Annotated in this window: 28 protein-coding genes; 15 read left to right on the top strand and 13 right to left on the bottom strand. The window is 44.1% G+C overall.

From position 1 onward, the window contains the following. On the top strand, positions 1 to 858 hold an 858-nt coding region (locus Q0C19_RS04515; protein WP_295053183.1), incomplete at its 5' end, for a 3-deoxy-7-phosphoheptulonate synthase. Positions 859 to 953: 95 nt separating this feature from the next. On the opposite strand, the gene Q0C19_RS04510 is transcribed toward Q0C19_RS04515, so the two are convergent. The 4 genes from Q0C19_RS04510 to gatC all read right to left on the bottom strand — a co-directional run bounded on the left by Q0C19_RS04510 (position 954) and on the right by gatC (position 3,168). After that, entirely contained in the window at positions 954 to 1,358 is a 405-nt protein-coding gene (locus Q0C19_RS04510) for a Fur family transcriptional regulator (protein ID WP_295053181.1), read from the bottom strand. A gap of 104 nt (positions 1,359 to 1,462) precedes the next feature. Beyond that, positions 1,463 to 2,533 carry a type IV pilus twitching motility protein PilT gene (locus tag Q0C19_RS04505; RefSeq protein ID WP_295053179.1) on the bottom strand — a complete coding sequence of 357 codons (1,071 nt, stop codon included), beginning with the start codon at positions 2,531 to 2,533 and terminating at the stop codon, positions 1,463 to 1,465. Next, complete coding sequence (locus tag Q0C19_RS04500; RefSeq protein ID WP_295053177.1) at positions 2,530 to 2,874, bottom strand: arsenate reductase family protein; 345 nt, start codon at positions 2,872 to 2,874, stop codon at positions 2,530 to 2,532. Before Q0C19_RS04500 ends, Q0C19_RS04505 begins: the two co-directional genes overlap by 4 nt. 3 nt (positions 2,875 to 2,877) lie before the next feature. Next, positions 2,878 to 3,168, bottom strand: a complete 291-nt coding sequence (gatC, locus tag Q0C19_RS04495; RefSeq protein ID WP_295053175.1) for an Asp-tRNA(Asn)/Glu-tRNA(Gln) amidotransferase subunit GatC — start codon at positions 3,166 to 3,168, stop codon at positions 2,878 to 2,880. Positions 3,169 to 3,360: 192 nt separating this feature from the next. On the opposite strand from gatC, the gene Q0C19_RS04490 reads away from it, so the two are divergent. Together Q0C19_RS04490 and Q0C19_RS04485 are read left to right on the top strand one after the other, a co-directional pair. Further along, complete coding sequence (locus Q0C19_RS04490) at positions 3,361 to 3,723, top strand: cytochrome c (RefSeq protein WP_295053174.1); 363 nt, start codon at positions 3,361 to 3,363, stop codon at positions 3,721 to 3,723. Then, complete coding sequence (locus Q0C19_RS04485) at positions 3,692 to 4,624, top strand: aldolase/citrate lyase family protein (RefSeq protein WP_295053173.1); 933 nt, start codon at positions 3,692 to 3,694, stop codon at positions 4,622 to 4,624. The genes Q0C19_RS04490 and Q0C19_RS04485 overlap by 32 nt, the downstream gene beginning before the upstream one ends. On the opposite strand, the gene Q0C19_RS04480 is transcribed toward Q0C19_RS04485, so the two are convergent. After that, a complete protein-coding gene (locus Q0C19_RS04480; protein WP_295053172.1) occupies positions 4,611 to 5,459 on the bottom strand; it encodes an energy transducer TonB in 849 nt (282 codons plus the stop codon). The two genes, Q0C19_RS04485 and Q0C19_RS04480, sit on opposite strands and share 14 nt — an antisense overlap. A gap of 28 nt (positions 5,460 to 5,487) precedes the next feature. Between Q0C19_RS04480 and Q0C19_RS04475 the strand changes: the two genes are divergently transcribed. Genes Q0C19_RS04475 through Q0C19_RS04465 form a run of 3 tightly spaced genes read left to right on the top strand, consistent with a single transcriptional unit; the run spans position 5,488 to position 6,589 of the window. Further along, positions 5,488 to 5,907: a nitrogen fixation protein NifQ gene (locus tag Q0C19_RS04475; protein WP_295053171.1), complete on the top strand. Its 420-nt coding sequence runs from the start codon at positions 5,488 to 5,490 to the stop codon at positions 5,905 to 5,907. Positions 5,908 to 5,930: 23 nt separating this feature from the next. Further along, positions 5,931 to 6,173 (top strand): hypothetical protein, encoded by a 243-nt coding sequence (locus Q0C19_RS04470; protein WP_295053170.1) that lies wholly within the window; start codon positions 5,931 to 5,933, stop codon positions 6,171 to 6,173. Continuing rightward, positions 6,173 to 6,589: an ArsC/Spx/MgsR family protein gene (locus tag Q0C19_RS04465; protein ID WP_295053169.1), complete on the top strand. Its 417-nt coding sequence runs from the start codon at positions 6,173 to 6,175 to the stop codon at positions 6,587 to 6,589. The genes Q0C19_RS04470 and Q0C19_RS04465 overlap by 1 nt, the downstream gene beginning before the upstream one ends. A gap of 8 nt (positions 6,590 to 6,597) precedes the next feature. Here the strand turns inward: Q0C19_RS04465 and Q0C19_RS04460 are convergent, their stop codons facing one another. From Q0C19_RS04460 to Q0C19_RS04450, 3 genes are all read right to left on the bottom strand, one after another. Next, a complete protein-coding gene (locus tag Q0C19_RS04460) occupies positions 6,598 to 8,028 on the bottom strand; it encodes a methyl-accepting chemotaxis protein (RefSeq protein WP_295053168.1) in 1,431 nt (476 codons plus the stop codon). Next, positions 8,006 to 8,494: a PAS domain-containing protein gene (locus Q0C19_RS04455; protein ID WP_295053167.1), complete on the bottom strand. Its 489-nt coding sequence runs from the start codon at positions 8,492 to 8,494 to the stop codon at positions 8,006 to 8,008. The genes Q0C19_RS04460 and Q0C19_RS04455 overlap by 23 nt, the downstream gene beginning before the upstream one ends. Positions 8,495 to 8,728: 234 nt before the next feature. Next, complete coding sequence (locus tag Q0C19_RS04450; protein ID WP_295053166.1) at positions 8,729 to 9,286, bottom strand: hypothetical protein; 558 nt, start codon at positions 9,284 to 9,286, stop codon at positions 8,729 to 8,731. 84 nt (positions 9,287 to 9,370) lie between these two features. Here Q0C19_RS04450 and Q0C19_RS04445 point away from each other — a divergent pair, with 84 nt between their 5' ends. Then, entirely contained in the window at positions 9,371 to 9,682 is a 312-nt protein-coding gene (locus Q0C19_RS04445; protein ID WP_295053165.1) for a hypothetical protein, read from the top strand. 40 nt (positions 9,683 to 9,722) lie between these two features. Here the strand turns inward: Q0C19_RS04445 and Q0C19_RS04440 are convergent, their stop codons facing one another. Genes Q0C19_RS04440 through Q0C19_RS04430 form a run of 3 tightly spaced genes read right to left on the bottom strand, consistent with a single transcriptional unit; the run spans position 9,723 to position 10,827 of the window. Beyond that, positions 9,723 to 10,202, bottom strand: a complete 480-nt coding sequence (locus Q0C19_RS04440; protein WP_295053163.1) for a hypothetical protein — start codon at positions 10,200 to 10,202, stop codon at positions 9,723 to 9,725. Between the two features lie 9 nt (positions 10,203 to 10,211). After that, on the bottom strand, positions 10,212 to 10,439 hold the full coding sequence (locus tag Q0C19_RS04435) for a hypothetical protein (RefSeq protein ID WP_295053162.1): 228 nt from the start codon (positions 10,437 to 10,439) through the stop codon (positions 10,212 to 10,214). Next, positions 10,432 to 10,827 (bottom strand): NifB/NifX family molybdenum-iron cluster-binding protein, encoded by a 396-nt coding sequence (locus Q0C19_RS04430; protein ID WP_295053159.1) that lies wholly within the window; start codon positions 10,825 to 10,827, stop codon positions 10,432 to 10,434. The genes Q0C19_RS04435 and Q0C19_RS04430 overlap by 8 nt, the downstream gene beginning before the upstream one ends. A 95-nt stretch (positions 10,828 to 10,922) precedes the next feature. On the opposite strand from Q0C19_RS04430, the gene Q0C19_RS04425 reads away from it, so the two are divergent. Then, entirely contained in the window at positions 10,923 to 11,813 is an 891-nt protein-coding gene (locus Q0C19_RS04425) for a NifU family protein (protein ID WP_295053157.1), read from the top strand. 12 nt (positions 11,814 to 11,825) lie between these two features. After that, positions 11,826 to 12,269 (top strand): TOBE domain-containing protein, encoded by a 444-nt coding sequence (locus Q0C19_RS04420; RefSeq protein WP_295053156.1) that lies wholly within the window; start codon positions 11,826 to 11,828, stop codon positions 12,267 to 12,269. 26 nt (positions 12,270 to 12,295) lie between these two features. Here the strand turns inward: Q0C19_RS04420 and Q0C19_RS04415 are convergent, their stop codons facing one another. Then, on the bottom strand, positions 12,296 to 13,981 hold the full coding sequence (locus Q0C19_RS04415) for a methyl-accepting chemotaxis protein (RefSeq protein ID WP_295053154.1): 1,686 nt from the start codon (positions 13,979 to 13,981) through the stop codon (positions 12,296 to 12,298). Positions 13,982 to 14,210: 229 nt separating this feature from the next. Here Q0C19_RS04415 and Q0C19_RS04410 point away from each other — a divergent pair, with 229 nt between their 5' ends. From Q0C19_RS04410 to Q0C19_RS04390, 5 genes are all read left to right on the top strand, one after another. Then, positions 14,211 to 14,585, top strand: a complete 375-nt coding sequence (locus Q0C19_RS04410; protein WP_295053153.1) for a 4Fe-4S dicluster domain-containing protein — start codon at positions 14,211 to 14,213, stop codon at positions 14,583 to 14,585. An 11-nt stretch (positions 14,586 to 14,596) separates the two neighbouring features. Continuing rightward, positions 14,597 to 14,980: a NifB/NifX family molybdenum-iron cluster-binding protein gene (locus Q0C19_RS04405; protein WP_295053151.1), complete on the top strand. Its 384-nt coding sequence runs from the start codon at positions 14,597 to 14,599 to the stop codon at positions 14,978 to 14,980. Then, positions 14,980 to 15,378: a 4Fe-4S dicluster domain-containing protein gene (locus Q0C19_RS04400; protein WP_295053149.1), complete on the top strand. Its 399-nt coding sequence runs from the start codon at positions 14,980 to 14,982 to the stop codon at positions 15,376 to 15,378. Before Q0C19_RS04405 ends, Q0C19_RS04400 begins: the two co-directional genes overlap by 1 nt. A gap of 1 nt (position 15,379) precedes the next feature. Continuing rightward, a complete protein-coding gene (locus Q0C19_RS04395; protein ID WP_295053147.1) occupies positions 15,380 to 15,721 on the top strand; it encodes a hypothetical protein in 342 nt (113 codons plus the stop codon). Positions 15,722 to 15,817: 96 nt separating this feature from the next. Beyond that, positions 15,818 to 16,087: a hypothetical protein gene (locus Q0C19_RS04390; protein ID WP_295053145.1), complete on the top strand. Its 270-nt coding sequence runs from the start codon at positions 15,818 to 15,820 to the stop codon at positions 16,085 to 16,087. A gap of 4 nt (positions 16,088 to 16,091) precedes the next feature. On the opposite strand, the gene Q0C19_RS04385 is transcribed toward Q0C19_RS04390, so the two are convergent. Further along, entirely contained in the window at positions 16,092 to 16,976 is an 885-nt protein-coding gene (locus Q0C19_RS04385; RefSeq protein ID WP_295053142.1) for a DMT family transporter, read from the bottom strand. A gap of 113 nt (positions 16,977 to 17,089) precedes the next feature. Here Q0C19_RS04385 and Q0C19_RS04380 point away from each other — a divergent pair. Then, the coding region (locus Q0C19_RS04380) for a SulP family inorganic anion transporter (RefSeq protein WP_295053140.1) at positions 17,090 to 18,096 on the top strand (1,007 nt) is incomplete at its 3' end.

Below are 18,096 nucleotides of genomic sequence, written 5' to 3'. Positions count from 1 at the left end.
TTGAATCTCCTTCATGCTTTCGCATCGGGTGGTTTGGCTGATCTGCATCAAGTACATGCGTGGAATCTAGGGTTCGTCGGACAAAACGATTTGACAAAAAAATACGACGAACTCTCTCGCAAAATCGATGATTCACTCCGGTTTATGGCGGCGTGTGGTATCACTTCCGATACCTACCGAACATTGCGTGAAACCGATTTTTATACCTCTCATGAAGCCTTGTTGCTCAATTACGAAGAGGCGTTTACGCGACAAGACTCTTTGACGGGTGAATGGTACGACGTATCGTCTCATATGCTGTGGATCGGCGATCGTACCCGTCAGCTTGAGGGGGCTCATGTTGAGTTTATGCGCGGTATTAAAAACCCGATCGGGGTAAAAGCGGGCCCGTCGATGGATCCGGAGGATTTAATCCGTTTGTGTGATGTCCTCAATCCTGACAACGAAGCGGGACGATTGAACGTCATTGTCCGTATGGGTGCGGACAAAGTAGCCGACGGAATGCCGGCCTTGATCCGTGCAATAGAGCGCGAAGGGAAGAAAGTGCTTTGGAGCTGTGATCCGATGCATGGAAATACCATCACCAGCAACGGGTACAAAACCCGTCCGGTTGATGCCGTTCTCAAAGAGATGAAACAATTTTTCCAAGTGCATAAATCGGAAGGGACGTACGCCGGTGGGGTACATTTGGAGATGACGGGTAAAAATGTTACCGAGTGTCTGGGGGGATCGTTTGAGATTACCTCTGAGAATCTCAAAAGCCGTTACCATACTCACTGTGACCCGCGTCTGAATGCAGATCAGTCGTTAGAGTTGGCATTTTTGATTGCCGATACCCTCAAAGAAGCACATCGTTAAGTAAATTCCGTCTCATACTCTAATAGGGGAGGTGTGTGCGGAATGACAAAAACGCCTTGTCATCCTGAACGTGGTTCAGAATCTTTCAGTTAAAATCACTTCTTCTGACATTCGGGACAAATCCCTGATATCACAACCGATACCTCTTCCACTTTATAATGACTTATATCAATAGACTTTTGAAGCAATGAGACAGGTTCTAGCGGAACGTCTTTGAGCTCTCCGCACGATTTGCATAAGATATGGGCATGGGACTCTTTGGATATCTCGTATTTGGTTTTGTGCCCCGGAATTTTGACTTCACGTATGAGGGCGACATCCAACATCGTATGAACGTTTTTATACAACGTCGCCAAGGAGATAGAGGAGAATTTTTTCCGAACTTCCTGATACAGCTCATCGATCCCTATGTGTCCCGCATAATGCATTAATTGAATGATAGCCAAACGCTGGGGTGTCGCTTTAAGCTGATGATGCTTGAGTAAGTGTTCATGTTTCATAATAAGGAATTATAAACGATGAAGGGGGATAAGTTTCCTAAACAATGGGATAAAAACGGAGTTCTGAAATAAATTTTAAGATTTCCCCGATGCGGGGGGAGATTTTATATGGAGTTAATGATCCGTACGAGTTCATCCGGTTTGTTGGAATATTGCAATGCCGTCTCTTTATTAATCAGTTTTTTCCGCAAGAAGTCGATAATTTCCTGTGTTTGGGTTGTCATATGGGTCTCTTGCTGATTCAACTGCATTTGTGAGTAAAGCTGATGGACTTTGTCCTCACGGATAAGATTGGCAATGGCGGGATTGGTAATCATAACCTCTTGTGCCGCGATGCGTCCACCCCCGATTTTCGGTAAAAGGGCTTGGGATATAACGGCGATAAGGGACGTTGATAACTGTGCGCGCACTTGGGGCTGTTCATCACCGGCAAAGACGTCAATAATACGGTTGATGGTCTGCGGTGCCGAGTTGGTATGGAGCGTTCCGAATACCAAGTGACCCGTTTCTGCTGCCGTTAACGCAGCCGAAATGGTTTCACGATCACGCATCTCCCCGATCAAAATAACATCCGGGTCTTCACGCAGAGCGTATTTCAATGCATTCGAGAAGCTTTTGGTATCGGTTCCGACATTACGGTGGGAGAAGAGGGATTTTTTATTGTTATGGACAAACTCGACCGGATCTTCAACGGTGATGATATGACGGGCTTCGTTCATGTTGATCTCATTCAGCATGGCCGCAAGGGTTGTTGATTTACCGCTACCGGTCGGCCCGGTGACGAGAATAAGCCCTTTTTCCCGTTTAATAAGCTCTTTAAATATTTTTTTGGCGTTCAAATCATCGAGGGACGGGATGATAACGGGGATGATACGAAACGCACAGGCAATCTCATCCATCGTTTTGTAGTAGTTGGCACGAAAACGGCCGACATCGGGAATGACAATCGAAAAGTCGAGTTCATTATTCTCTTCAAACGCTTTTTTTTGCTTTTCGGTAAGGAGGGAATAGCCCATCTCCTCGATGCTTTGCCCATCCAGTACTGGAAGATTGAGGGCAACAAGACGGCCGTCGATGCGAATCTGCGGTTCGGAACGGCTGACAAGGTGTAAATCAGACGCCTTGTACGCCACAACACTTTTGAGAAGTTTATAAATATCTAACGCCGTATTCATGAGAGAAATTTCCCTTCGTAATAAGATTCATCAAATCCGACGATGAGTGTATCTTGATATTCAATAACCGGCCGTTTAATGAGGAGATTATGATTGCTCATCCACTCTATTTTGCCGCCATCCTCCAAATTATGCGCTTTCAATCCTAAGGTTCGGTAGGTGGTTCCTTTGGTATTTAAAAGGGTAGAAAGGGGAATTTGCTCAGCCCATGATTTGATTTTTTCAAGGGAGACGGGAGCGGTTTTAAAGTCATGAAACGTATAGGCAATACCGCGGGCATCTAAAAACCGGAGTGCTTTTTGGACGCTGCCGCAACTTTTTATCCCATACACATGCGTCATCGGTTACTCGATAATTTTCGGAACGATGAAAAAATGCTCTGATGAATGGGGGGCATGGGCTAAAATATCATCGTTTATTGCACGATCAACCGCACCGACATCGTCTCTGAGGCGAGTAGCCACGTCAGACATCGCGAATGTCGCGTCGACTCCTTCGGTAGAGAGTTCTGAGAGGTTGTCGACAAACGATACGATTTCGCTCAGTTGAGCAATCATCTCTTGGCGATGTTCTTGGGGAATTTGAAGATAGGAGAGTTTCTCTAACCGTTGTAAGAGGGTTTCGTCAATTTGCATGGTTAACCTAAGCTGTGATAAATTTATAAAAATAATTGTACCCAAAAAAGTACCTAATCGGTCTCAACTCATTAGGTTAATTTCGTTTATTTTGACTATTAATCACCCTTAACGCCTTTTTTGGGGGAAAGAAAGGTGTTATAATACGATTCTTTATCAAATGGACTATCGTTAACAAGGCAAAGGGGTACGGTGCGCGGGTTTTTTTTACTGGTTTTGGCATTCGGTCTCTCCCATGCAGAGTCGTTTATCACTAAAGAAGAGTATGCCGCCGGACTGTATCATAATCCGCGAGGAGTAGGGTGCCATTTGTGTCACGGAGAGAGCGGAGAGGGGAAACTTATTGCCCAATATCGCGACAAAGGTGAAAAGAAGATGTTTGTAGGCAAACCGATCAATAAGCTTCCGTTTCGAGAATTTTACCTGAAGCTCAACAGCCGAATACTCGGAATGCCGCGCTATTACCTCACGGATACCGAAATTCAAACCCTCTATTATTATCTTCACCGAGAAGAGTTTAAACGTGCCGCTCCGCAACCCGCAAAAGCTCAATGATCTCATCGAGGCAGGGGATATCACAGCTCTTAAATCTCTTGCTATTCCCGTTAAACGTCATCTAAACCGTAGTTTAACGTTTCGGTCGGCGCTGATGCTCTCCGCCCATAATATCAAACATCTTTCCAAAATCTCGGTACTTGAGGCCGAGTGTTTAATGCTGAATCTCGAAGACGGTGTCAGTACGGAACAAAAACCTTTTGCGTTGGCGTTGTGTGCGATGGCGTTGGCGTCCAACCCCGAAAGCGATAAAAAATTGGTGGTTCGAGTCAATCCGCTGGATGAGGGGGGTGCGGAGGAGATACTTTTTCTGAACCCTTTTATGCCCGATGCGATCCGTGTTCCGAAAATACGGAGTATCGAGGATGTCCGCCGTGTTTTGAGATTGGTACATGAGCCAATCGAAATCCACCTCTCAATCGAGACGAAAGAGGGATGGCTGGCACTCTCTCAGCTCTCCATCGATTCGCGAATCAAAGTCTATTATCTCGGGGTTCTCGATCTCTTTGCCGATTTGGGATTGTCTCAGAGCCTTTTGCTCCCCGATAACCCTACGGTGCAGTACATGCTAGCCCATTTTTTAATGACCGCGCGAGCGTGCGGGATCAAACCCGTTTCGTTTGTTTATCAGGATTATAAAAACGGTGACGGATTGCGTAACTGGCTTGAAATGGAGAAGATGATGGGCTTCGATGCCAAGGGGTGTATTACTCCTACTCAGGTCGAGCTTATCCATGAGATATTCGGACACGGCGAAGCGGAGATTGAACGGTGCCGCGAGATTGTACGATTGTTTGAAGCGCATAGGGCAGAGGGAATCAGCGGATTTGTCGATGAGCGGTACGGCTTTATCGACGAGCCGATTTATAAGGGTGCGCTAGCGGTTCTTAATAGCCGGTAAGGTTATACCAGACGCGATAGCGGATGAGGGTTTTTTGCTCCGGCCGCGGATATTTGGCATAAGCGAGTTCGATCACCTCTCTGGTCGTGTCGTCCAAAATCGAGAGCTGGCTGTTTTTCAGAAGATGCATATCGGAGATACTCCCATCGGGATGGAGATAGAATTCGACCATATTGGTATCGTTGATGCGGATGTTGTCGGGGATTCGGGAGTGTCCGTAGCGATCCAGAACATTTTGTGTGATACGGCGCATTACCTCTTGGTTGTCGATAATGTATTTTTGCTCCCCCTCTGAGAGTTCGTTAAATTTGTCGCCGTAAAGACGCTGAATCGTATCGGTAATTTTCGTAGAGCTTCGGATCGGTCTCTCCTGCGAAGAGGGATCGGCTTTCGAGAGGATGTCGTATAGCCCCTGCTCCTTTTTTGGAATCGGTTTTCGCTCAATATCGGCAACGGTTTTGGCGACGTGGCGCTCGAACGCTTTTTTCGGTTCAGGGAGCGGCTCAGGCAACGGCGGGGTGGGCTGAACTGATTTTTGTTGCTGAGGCTTCGGCAGAGGCTGCGCATCTTTGATAAGCTGTTCTCCGCGGGGAATGGAGCGCTTAGGGATGATTTTCGGAATATCGTTTTTGACGAGAGATTCTTTGGCGGTAGTAGGGCGCTCTTTGATGGAGAGCTTGAACCGCTCTTCATGGGGTTGGCTCGGTTCACTCGGCTTGGCCGGCGGTAATGCGGGTTTGAATTGATCCAATAAAATAAGCAATAGAATAATGATGACGTGAACCAAAATGGCGATTATGAATGCGTAAAGGGAAAAAGATTTGGTTCGTTTCATAACCGCGCATTCTACCCTGATTTTCCTAATGAAAAGTAGTACTCAGATAAAAAAGAGCTTGCTCAGACATCGCGTACAAAAATTGCATTATCTTTTAAAACCGTTCAAGGATAATGCAATGAGCGAATTGGATCTTTTATGTCGTGAGATCGAAGGGTATCTGAAAAAATATGCGGCTTCGGATGAAGCGCGCTATGTAATCGCACCGTTAATTGCCAGAAAATCGCTGGAAATGAACCATCTTTATCAGGATTTGGGCTTTAAAAGCCGCGTTCAGATGGGCAGTTTTATGGGACACCATTTTCCCAGCCTTGCCGAGCTTAAGCCCAAAGATAAACTATGGAAAAAATTTCTCTACGACGCTATCGGAAAAGTTGCCCCCGCATGTGCGACCTGCAATGATCAAGAACACTGCTTTACCTGCATCATTGCAGAGGCGAGTGCGTGAAAAATCTCTAAAAAGGGTATCTTATGAATGCTACTAAACTCAAAGTGATGCAAATTGTCTTTGAACTCAGTGATGAGATCGAATACAATATTTATGAGGCGGTCGATATTGCCGAGTATGCTCAGATGGATACGAATGAAGTGCATACTATTATCCGAGAGTTGTACGATGATGGCTACTTGGGCGAGTGCATGACGGTGGGGGATGACGGATTTGAAACCTTCTACCTTAACAAAAAAGGGCGCGCCCTTATAGGGATGGAATAATGCTCAAACTGGTCGTTTTTTATGAAAAACCTTTTTGTGCCGCCAATGCCAAACAAAAGCAGATTCTGAGAAGCAGCGGCTGCACCCTCATCGAACGCAACCTTCTCGAACACGGGTTGGATGCGGATGCTCTTCGCAGTTTTATGGGGGATACGAAAGTAGCGGATTGGTTTAATCCGGCCGCTCCCGCAATTAAAAACGGTGAGATAGTTCCAGAGACGTTGGATGAAGAAGCGGCACTGGAACTTTTGATGGGGAATCCGATTTTGATCCGCCGTCCGTTAATGGTTATCGGATCTGAAAAACTGTGCGGTTTTGATGCGGACAAAGTGTCCCAAGTGTTGGAATGCTCTGTCGAGCCGATGGCTCACATCAACTGTATGGAAAAAGGGTGTCTGCAGAGACGGGCGGAGTAGCCTATCTCCTAAGATGGTTTCTGCGCCTCTTTGAGCATGGTATCCATGATAGTAAATAATTCATGAGAGGCATTTTCGACTTTTTGGAATCGCTCAATTATTGCCGTTTTATTTTCTAATAGCGCATTTTCATTTTCGATCATTTCATCTATTTCATGAATATGGGCATGGATTTTTGTGTGAGGTTCTAACACATTCTTATACGATGGCAAGTGGCTGAATAGTGTTTTTCCCTGCCCGTTATCGTACCATTTTCCAAATCGGCAATTATGATGGTCCACAATATTTCCGTCCATCTTCCGTGTATATACGGCATTGTAGGCGTTACCTTTGAAGAGTATATGGTCAATTTTTGCCAAAGTTATATAGGCAATCATCTCTATGTTTCCTACGACTTTTGCCGTTTGCAATGCATTTGTATTGAAGTCGGAGATAGAATCGGTAAAACTTTGAATCAGACTGGTTGATTTGGTAGCAATCGTATTCATATTGTCTGAGCTGTCTTGAATCTCGGTGGTTTCTTGCTGAAGAGTTTGTATCGCGACGGATATTTCGCTAGTCGCTTTTTGCGTTTTTTCAGCCAATTTTCGTACTTCATCCGCAACGACGGCAAATCCTCTGCCGTGTTCACCTGCACGTGCTGCTTCGATAGCTGCATTGAGGGCTAAAAGGTTTGTTTGATCTGCAATGTCTTTAATCAGGTTGATGACGGAATTAATATCATTGGCTTTAGTGCTTAAGACGTTGATCGTGTCGTTGGAGTTTTGTACCAATTCAATCAATTGAAAGAGATTGTCAGTAACCTCCCCAAGAGAACCGACGGTTTCGGTTGACTTCATTGCCGTATTTTGGGAGAGGTTTGCGATATTGGATAGATTATCTAACGTATATAAAAGATCTTGCTGTATAACATCTAACCCACCGGTGGAACGGCTGATCTCTGCTAATTTTCCGTCTAAATCAAAAAGTTTAAGTGAGTTATGGTGCTCTTTCATTTTTTCGACGTTTTGATTAATGTATTCAGCCGAACGTTTAAAAGATCCTTTTAGACCGGATATTTGAACTTTTCGATGAAAACGGTCTTTGCTCAGTGCTTCAATGACGGAATAGGTATCATTCATATAGACTTGAAGCTGATCGATCATATTGTTGGTATTCCAGCACAGTGACTTGAGCTCACCCCCCTCATCAATGGAGATAATACGTGAATCCATATGCCCTAGTTCAATCTCTTTCATAACGTCAGCTACTTTTTTGATGGTTGATTGAACTTTACGTATATGAATAAAGATAGCCCAAGCAATGGCAAAATTGATGAGATTCAATAACCTAATCCAGTCAAAACCGATGGTGGCGAGTTCAAAAATGAGGGCAATTGCAAATACAATGATCGCGAGAAGATTTAAATGTTGTAATTTAGAGAGAGAGGACAAATTCATCGTAGGTGACCTTTCGTTTTTGTAACTCGGTATTCAGTAATGCTTCTCCTGCGTGAATCCCTCCGCTGCGCTCTGCCAGTTGTAAAGCTTGATAAAGCGGTTTGATGGCATTTAAGGCTTGCATATCAGGTTTTCGCCGTACAGAATGGTAGGCAATAATCTTATTTGAATCATCTAAACTTGCCGTAATATGTGCGAATACCCAGTAGAAGTCTTGATCTTTGGTACGATTGATAACATAGGCAAAAACCTCTTCTTTTTGTTTAATGCGATCCCATAAGTGTTTATAGACGGTTGCAGGCATATCAGGATGCCGTAATATATTATGCGGCTGATTGAGCAATTCGGCTTCACTATAGCCTGATATTTGAATAAATATTTCATTTCCGTATATTATTTTTCCGGATGTATCTGTTTTGGAGACAATGAATTGGTCGTCTCCAAAAAATACCTCTTTTCCAGCCATAGGGCTACTCCTCATGAATGTAGATTAATGTTGTACAGTGTCAAAATGAATGACCATTCATATTATGGTAGCATAGTGCTTTAATCAATATCAAGTAAATCTATTAATTTACTATAGAATTGAACATTTGTGTAGCGTTAAGTAAACAAGTTGAGGAAGTCGTTAAGGAGAATATTATAAGTTGTTATTATGTATTTAGTTCTCATTTCCCTCGAAAGGAAATGAGGAGGATAGTTAAACGGCTCCGAATGAAGCTTTTCCGCCGCGTTGCAACGCTTTGATATCTTCATACGTTTTCTCAGTGAGGCGGAGGTTGCTGCGTAGAGTCTCTTTGACAATCGCATCGATTTTCTCTTTGTCGGACATCTTTTTCAAATCCCCTTTTGAGAGATCGGCGATATCAAGCAAGTCATTCCATACGGAGCTCTCATCCAGCGCAAAGGTATTGAACGTAATTCCCTCATACACAAAAGACCCTTTTCCGATGATATCAGAGACGAAAAGGAGATATTTTCCTTCTGGAGTCAAGAACTCTTTGTATTTTGCTACAAACCCTTCAAAAATATCCAATGATGTGAGTTCACACGCCAAGAAATCGATTTTGTCTGAGTTGGTAGCAAGGATAACTTGTTTCACGATCTCTTTTGGGGGGAGACTTTTATCAGCAGTAATGACTTTTCCCTCAGTGACGACGAGACATCCGCGGTACGCGTATTTGTACGCATCGGTAGGGGCATTGTAAACGATCATCCATTCGAGTTTGTTCTCAGCGATGTAGCTTTGGATAGACATGTGGTATTCCTTCAAGATTGTAATACTTCTCTCAATACAATTATTGTTCTATCAATAAAGAGGCGATAGTGTAAAATTCGACGTATGAAACATACACTCCAATCCAAAGTTCGTCAAATTGCCCAAAGTCCCGTTACCCAAAAAGCCGTAACCTCAATGAAGCCGGAAAAATCGGTATGGGGATTTTTGGGAATCGTCCTTTTTTTCATTCTTCCCGAAGTGGTTGCTTTTATCTGGGGAGCTGAAATAACCGCTTATGCTAAAGAAGCTCTGCGTCATACGGTCTCCACTCTTGATAAATATTATTTTGATTTGCTGGTGATGTTGTTTGAAGATGGCGGAAGCTGGTTTAATCTGGTACTCGGTGCGGTATTATTGATTTGGCTTTTTGTCTGATAAAAAGGTCTTCACTCCCAGCAGGAGCAAAGCTCTGATCTTATAAACCCGCTAACGCTTCGTTGATTTGTTCCAATGCCATCGATTTGGCATTTTCAACCTCTTTGTTATCCCACCAATATTCGATAATGGCATGTTCGATCTGTTCTAGCTGATCCATTTTCAAATTGGCGAATACTTCATATGAACTGATCTCCTCAGAGGTTTTCCCTTTGGCTGCTGCTACCTTTTCCAACGTTTCGATGATACTCTCTTCGAGGGGTTTTGGATTCACTTCTAGACGGGCATAATCGATCCATGCCCGTATCTCCTCTTCAAGATAATCGTGTCCCCATACTTGGTAGCATAAGATACGGTTGGGACTATAGACGATTTTTTCCTCTTCTCCCAAAACATCGCTTGTCTTTACTGCTCCGTCGTAGAGATACACTTCGATACGTTCGTTTTCACGTAAAGTACATGCCCGCTCAAATGCCGCTCTGGCATGTTTTAACACTTCGCTTCGTAGATTTTCATTCATGGTTATTCCTTAAGATGCGATAGATTTTGAGTTATGGTAATCCCACAGCCGTTTATAGTGGCTGTCAAGTTCACTGAGGGTCGAATCGACGGTGATGAGCTCGTTGGTACGGTGAAACCGTTCGCTGTTGGACTCATACCATTTTTCCATTTCGATTTTAAGGGTATTGCGTTTGGCTACGGTTTCGACGATCAAAGAGCGAATCTCTTTCATCTCAGCGGTGATGATCTCATTCATGACTGCATCCGCATTCGCACGCACCCGCAGCGGTACCGGGATCGAGATAACGATCGGCATTGTCAAGGGTAACATGGATTAGCGTATTGGAGAGGACGGCATCGATCGCTTGCTCTAGCGGCATCGGCTCAGATCCAAGCCAATAGACACTCATCCCTTCGCGAACCATAATATGAAACGGGCCGTCTCCCAAAAATCCGTATACGGCAGAGGTGGCACCATGCTCTAGAAGGCAGTTAGCCGTTTTGATACCGTTGCCGCACCCTTCGTTCGGAATGATCTTAGATTCTTTACTCTTGGGGTCAACCAACGCAAAAAAAGGTGCGTTACCGAAGAGTTTGGTACTCATCGTCTCATGGGTGTTCGATTCCACAGGGATGGCTATCATGGATGCTCCTTCGTGTCTGATACGGATAGCTATGCATTTATTATTCTTCGCATTAGAACGGCAATTGCAGTACCACTCTTTAAAAAGAGATTCCGATGGAAGAACTTCGCACCCATTATCACTATTTCAGCAACGAAGAGGGGGACGGCTATGAAATTTACAGCTGCGACCTGCCGGATGTCAAAGGGTTTGGAGAAACCTATGAAGAAGCGATGGATGATTTGCGTAGAAATATTAAACGACATGAGGAGAAGAGGATGGAAGCTGAAACATTGATGGAGAGTGCCATTGCGGCATACGATGCGAAAGAGTATGCGTCAGCCAAAGCGATTTGGGAATCGTTGAGTCATACCGATACGGATGCGATGGTCAATCTCGGAACGATGTATGTCAAAGGGTTCGGTGTCGGGAAAGATATCCATAAAGCTTTTTCACTGTTTGAACGTGCAGCGGAGCAAAATCATGATGTAGCATCCTTCTATCTGGGCGGTATGTATGAAAACGGAATCGGTGTCAGTGCAGATAAGGAACTCTCGATTCGACATTATACGGTGGCGGCAGATGCCAATATGGCTACGGCGCAATTAAAACTCGGAATTTTGTTACGCAATGACGATCTCCTAAACTCTATGAAATGGATGATCCGTGCCGCCCATGCAGGGGAAGCTCAAGCCCATTCGCTCCTCACTTATGTCAGCAATCAACGTGATGCCTCCGACATAAATGTCGCATTTCGGATGATGGATGAGACTCAGCAGCGAGCCAAGGTTGAATCGGTCATTATCGATAATCTCGCTCCGATACTTGCGAGTGACGGGGGAGGGGTAGAACTGGTCAATTACATCAGCGGAGATACTCCCGAAATTTGGCTCCGTTATCTGGGCGCGTGCTCAGGATGCCATCTCGGACCTACCTCGACGGCAGGGATGATATTGGAGCAGTTTGAAAATATCATCGATAAAAAGATCGTAATCTATCTCTGGTAACAGGAGCCCATTATGAATGCTATGGTCGCACGGGTTGAAGAGATCAAAAGTGATGAATTTTTCAGTTGTATAACGGTACGGGTGAACGATACCGATTTGAAATTGCTGAAAACCGAAGTACCCAAATGGCTCCGAATCGGCGATGAGGTCGAATGCCGTATCCAAGAGGCGGCGATTGCGATCTGCACCGGGACGAAAGAGGGAAGTGTCTCCATTGAAAACCATCTGTCGGGAGAGTTGCAACATTTTCGTAAGGGTACGGTTCTGAGTGAAGTGAGCGTCGATACCCCCTGCGGTAAATTGAACTCTCTGATTACGACGGATGCTTTTGAGCGTATGGAACTTTGTGAGGGGTGCAATGTGACACTGCTGCTCAAAGCGGTCGATATTAAACTGACTCCGCTTTTGGATTCCACCTCGTACGAAAAATGTGTTGCAAAGTTAACGCATTCGTGAGCAGTATAGTATAGTTTACAGGCTATTTAAAACTTATTTTTGCGAACCTCATTGAGCATACTTTGAGCCATTTTTTCAAACTCTTTGGCCGTTATATCAATGCTCTCGGCAATATGGGCATTATTTTGTGTTGCTTTATCGATATCAATAATAGCAATACTGACTTGATTGATCCCTGAGGCTTGCTCGCCGATAGATGAGCCTATCTCCATAATGCTTTGGGTGAGTAAACTGACGCTGGAATTAATTTCCGCTAAACTTTTCTGGGTTCGCTCAGCAAGCTTGCGCACTTCATCAGCAACGACTGCAAACCCCCGTCCATGTTCCCCTGCACGCGCCGCTTCTATTGCAGCATTGAGGGCTAAAAGGTTTGTTTGATCAGCAATATCACTGATAATACTGATAACCGCTTTAATCCCATTAGACTGTTCCCCAACTCTATGGGTTTGTTCTGAAGTTTCATTAATGGAAACGGCTATTTCTTCCATGGTAGATGCCGTTTTTTCGACATGTGAAGCTTGCTGTATGGATGAATTACTGAGATTTTCCATCTCTTGTTTGAGCATATTGGCTTTTTCTAACAATGTTTGAGACTCTGCTTGGGAATTGTTTAATATAGCTGTTATCGTTTCAGCCAAGCTATTAAGCCCTTGTGATGTTTTACCGGTAGGATTCTCTATTCGGTAGGCAAAATTAAATTTTTGGAATTCGCTGAGCGCATTTTCGATTTTTTTAGTGTCTCCACAAATATTACAGGCCATTCCTTCGAGCATTTCATTAAATATTGTTTTCAGTTCTTCCAAGGAAACATTATCCGTATGGCGTGTAATACGCTTATGTAAGATTCCGTTTTTGGCTTCTTCTGCGATTTGCTTTACATCTTCTATTAATATATTGTCCATTTCTATCTCTTTTTCAATAAAAACAATATTTTCATTAATAACGTGTGCCATTTGACCAAATTCATCTTTAGTCTGAAGTTGAATCCTTTCGGCTTTTTGGTTTTGTCGGTTTATAAAACGGAAAAATGCGACAAGACCGTATTGAATTGTTGTGAGCGATTCGCTCAGCAATTTAACAATGTACATGGCCAGTGCAATTAAAACAAGGGTTACCAGAAGAACAATACCAACCATATACGTATTGCCCTTAGATATAAGATTTGTTGCAGCATTTTCATCATTAGCGGCTTTTTCTGTTGATACTTTTACTAACTCGTCAATAGCTTTGCGATGTTCACTGTATAAAGTTTTTAATTTACCATCAAATAATGCTTGTGCGCTTGCTTGATCTCCACGCTCAAGGGCAGGGATAAATTCATTGGATACAAGATCAAAATAGGCTATTGCCGGTTTTTTTGATTTTACTAGGATTAACTCTTTCATGGCTGGATTAACCATGTTCTCATTCCAGTATGTTTGTCTATCGTCATAATCTTTTTTCAATTGAATAAATTTTTCTTTCAGTGCTTTAAATTCATCTTGATTTGCGCGAAGCATATCGGATGACACAAGTCGAGTCTCGATAATATATTCCGGTGGAGGTAGAATATCCGCTAGCAAGTCTTTAGATTGAATGATGTCGTTGTAGGCACTTCCCTTGATTTTGACTGAATTAATGACCATAAATGAAACTGCAGCAACAACTAAAATTCCTACTACGGCTAAACTGACCAATAGTAATAATTTTGACTTTACACTAATATTTTGCATTTAGTTGCTCCACTATAAAATTTAGTATATATTAGACAAAATAATGTGGTTTTTTGATAGAAAAAAACAGATTATTGATTTTTTTTTGCTTATATTTTAATCAGTGATAAATATTATGATCGCTTTGTTAAATCGTTTACTTTATGTCTAATCTAAAACATTTTCGTCATAAATCCTCTCGCACAAAAATTGCACAAATGAATTTATAAAAATAACCAAGGAGCTAATTATGGCTGTAATGATTACCGATTTATGTATTAACTGTGACGCCTGTATCGAGGTGTGTCCTGTAAGCGCAATTGTAAGTGAGGGCGATTCTCCGCGTGAAGATTGGGAATACACGTATGTAAAACCTGAAAAATGTATCGAGTGTGTGGGTCATGCCGAAATCCCTGCCTGTGCGGCAGAGTGTCCTACGGAAGGGTGTATCGTATGGGATATGCCTTATACCGCCGAGTACAACGACCACTATGCGAGCAGTTCAGATTATGTGATCGGCGAGTCGAAAAAACGGGGTGTATTAACTCCTGAAGTGGCTCCGCAAACATTCCGTGATGATATCAGCATCGCGGCTCGCGAAGCGCGTGAAGCGGTAGCGGTTTAAAAGGATAGATCGTGCTCATTGCATTTGCTTCTACGGACGGTGTTTTTGTGAACCAGCATTTCGGATGGTCGAAGAGTTTCGAACTTTATCGGATCACTGCGGAGAGTGCCGAATATGTGAAAACACTCGACAGTTCTGAAGATGCCATAGCCGATGAGCATGAAAAACTTGCCTATAAAATCAGCTCGATCAAAGAGGCGGATATCCTCTATTGTTCCGCAATAGGGCCTACCGCTTCAAAAATGGTTTTGGCTTCAAAAATCTATCCGGTCCGCTCAGGAGAAAACGATCGTATCGATGAGACGATTGCAAAGCTTCAAGAACTTTTATTGAGCAATCCGCCGCCGTGGTTGCAGCGCATCGTTCATACATCCAAAGATAAGGAACTACACTAATGTCAGTAATTATCAACGATACCTGCATCACTTGTGATGCGTGTTTACAGCAGTGTCCCGTTAATGCGATTGTGGATGATTCCTCTAACCCTACGGGGAAAAAACAATACTACGTTCAGCCCGAGAAATGTGTTGAATGTGTCGGACTGTACGATGATCCGCAATGTGCGGCTATTTGTCCGAGTATCGGATGTATCACCTGGGATATGCCGTTCACCGCAGAGTTTGACGAACACTTCCGCAACGAAGAGATCTATAAACTCGGTGTGAACAAAGAGGGGAGCCTCAGATCTCCGGCATACAAAGCAAAAAGCTATCGTGAAGATATACCCATTGAACAGCGCGGTATCGGCAAGCTTGTCCAAGAAGAGCCTGAAGATCTCCAAGAAGTAGGGTAATGTGACCGCGATTGCAAAAGTTTCGGCCGATCTCGATACCTTCGGTCGTGACTGTGCGGTAACGGTTGCATTAAAGATTACCGATAACTCATGCAAAATGGACGAGGAACAGCGTGCCTTGTTTATGCAGCTCTACGATGCACTCTCCCCCTATGAAAGTGTAGTGTTTGATGAGAGCATTCATGATCTGATTCGTGAAGGACGAAATTCTCCCTCCGAAACCCTATACGAGCGTATCAAACTAGAGCGCGAAAAAGCTATGGCAATCATCACGCAGGAAAAAATGAAACTATTCAAAGCGTCTGTCCGCGGTTCATTTCTGATCGCACAATATACTGCATAACTTTCATCCGCTTCTCATCGCATAAAATCTATAGGTAAACATGGTTAACAATATAGGGTAAAATACGCTCATTATTAATCAAATAGGGATAGAACAATGCGAAAGATTATCTATCTATTTATTTTTGCTACGGTTTTATTGATAGTCAAAGCCTTTTTTTTAGACGATTATATTGCCCGATACAAAAACGGCGATGCCAACGGATCTACTGAAATGAATGCTTCGACGGAATCGATACAGTCCGTACCTGAGAGTAAAGAAAAAAACAGCAGTGCACTAAAATCCGACACGAACTCGGTAAAAGAAGAGAAAAAATTGCCGCTGGACCAGCTGGGGGATGATTTAACAAAACACATTAAATTGTAAGAAGCTATTTCTGCCGAGAGAGCAAGATACCGCTTAGTACGATCATAGCTCCCCCTGCGATAACCGTAGGTGTCGGAGGAATATCTCCCAGCATTACCCCAAACAGCGTTGCGAAGAGGACGACCGAGTAACTCACCGTACTGACAATTCCCGCCTTAGCATAAAAATAAGCACGGGTCATGTAAATCTGTCCGTATGCTGCGGCAACTCCCATAAGAGCTATCCACAGCCAGTCACTTCCAGAGGGGAGAACAAAAGGGCTGAGGGCAAAAGCAAAAAGTTCAGAGGTTGTGTATTCCGCCGTAATCATCAATATGAGGGGAATGAGAATACCGGAGATCATAAACGAGAGGACGACACTGCGCTCGTCGTAATAGGCTTTAAGACTCCGAACACTGGTATACGCCAATGCCGAGAGCAATCCGGTCAGGATCCCCATGATATGCAGATACCCGAATGTCATACCGCTAAGGAGTGCTACTCCGGTAAATCCTACAATGACTGCGATGATTGCGTAAGATTTAAGTTTTTCTCCCAGGAGAAAAAAAGCAAGCAGTGCGGTAAAAATTGGTTCGGTTTTGGCATAAACGATCGCATGGGAGAGGGTAGTGGCACCGATCGTATAAAAAAATGTGAGCAGTGCAATCGTTCCGATGACTCCGCGAAAAACAAGGGTAAAGGGCTTTCCTCCGATATTTTGGATCGGTTTTCGTACAATAAACATCCCGATCACGATTAAACCGATGCCATTACGCCAAAACGTCACTTCGACCGATCCCATAGAGGCGGATAGAAGCTTCGCAAAGACCATCGTAAGGGCAAATAAAAACGATGCGGCGAGCATATACAGAATGCCGCGTCGGGTATCGGAGGAAGAGGTTTCATTCATGATGCAATTGTAGCATGAACCCCTTTAGGGGAATGTAGAGGAGCGAAACCCGCTGTTTTTTTAGGTACAATAAATTATGTTAACGATTTGATGTGCAGACAGGATTTTATTTGATGTTTAAAACGGCCAATCTCTCAGGTGACTTTTGGGGCGGAACAGCTGCAATGCTGGTAGCGTTACCCTCGGCCATCGCATTTGGGGTAACAATCTATGCGACCATCGGCGGACATTACGGAGCGTACGGGGCATTAGCCGGGATCTTAGGGGTGGCGGCAGTCGGAATCGTTGCATCACTCCTTGGTGGAGCCGAGCGTTTGATCTCTGCCCCGAGTGCTCCTGCAGCGGCTGTCTTATCGGCTTTTGCTTTGCAATATATTGCGCAGGATATCGGGCCTGATCTGTTGTTTGTGATGCTGATTATCGTGGCTTTGCTGGCAGGATTATTTCAGATCCTTTTTGGTGTAATCGGGCTGGGTCGACTTATCAAATATATGCCGTTTCCGGTTGTCAGCGGCTATCTCAGCGGCGTAGGACTCTATATCATCGCGGCACAATCGCCGATATTTTTAGGTCTACCGCAAGGGACCCATTTTTGGGATGCCTTTCAAATTACGAGCGCATGGCAATGGCAGAGTATCGTTGTCGGTTTGGTCACCATTGTAACCATGCTGTATGCCGATAAAATATTTCGTGTCATTCCGGCGGTCATTACCGCGTTGCTCGTAGGAGTAGGGAGCTATTTTGCTCTCGGGCTGATTGACCCGAGTTTGTATCAACCCAATAACTCTTTTATCATCGGTGAGTTGGGGGGAAGCGGAGGAACCAATTTCCTCCAAATGTTTGTCGGTCATTTTGAAGCGCTCCTCCATTTTCGATGGGACGATATGGCATTACTGTTTTTTCCGGCACTGACGTTGGCGGCGCTCCTCTCTATTGATACGTTAAAAACATGCGTCATTTTGGATTCAATGACCCATACCTTTCACGATTCCAATAAAGAACTGATCGCCCAAGGCTCGGGTAATATCGTTTCGGCATTGATCGGAGGTATGCCCGGATCAGGGATGATGGGGGCGACGATGGTCAATCTTTCCAGTGGAGGCAACACCCGCCTCTCCGG

The organism is Sulfuricurvum sp., from assembly GCF_023250475.1.
Taxonomy (GTDB): Bacteria; Campylobacterota; Campylobacteria; order Campylobacterales; family Sulfurimonadaceae; genus Sulfuricurvum.
Note: the sequence above shows the minus strand (reverse complement) of the source record. Positions and strands in the feature narration are given on the sequence as shown.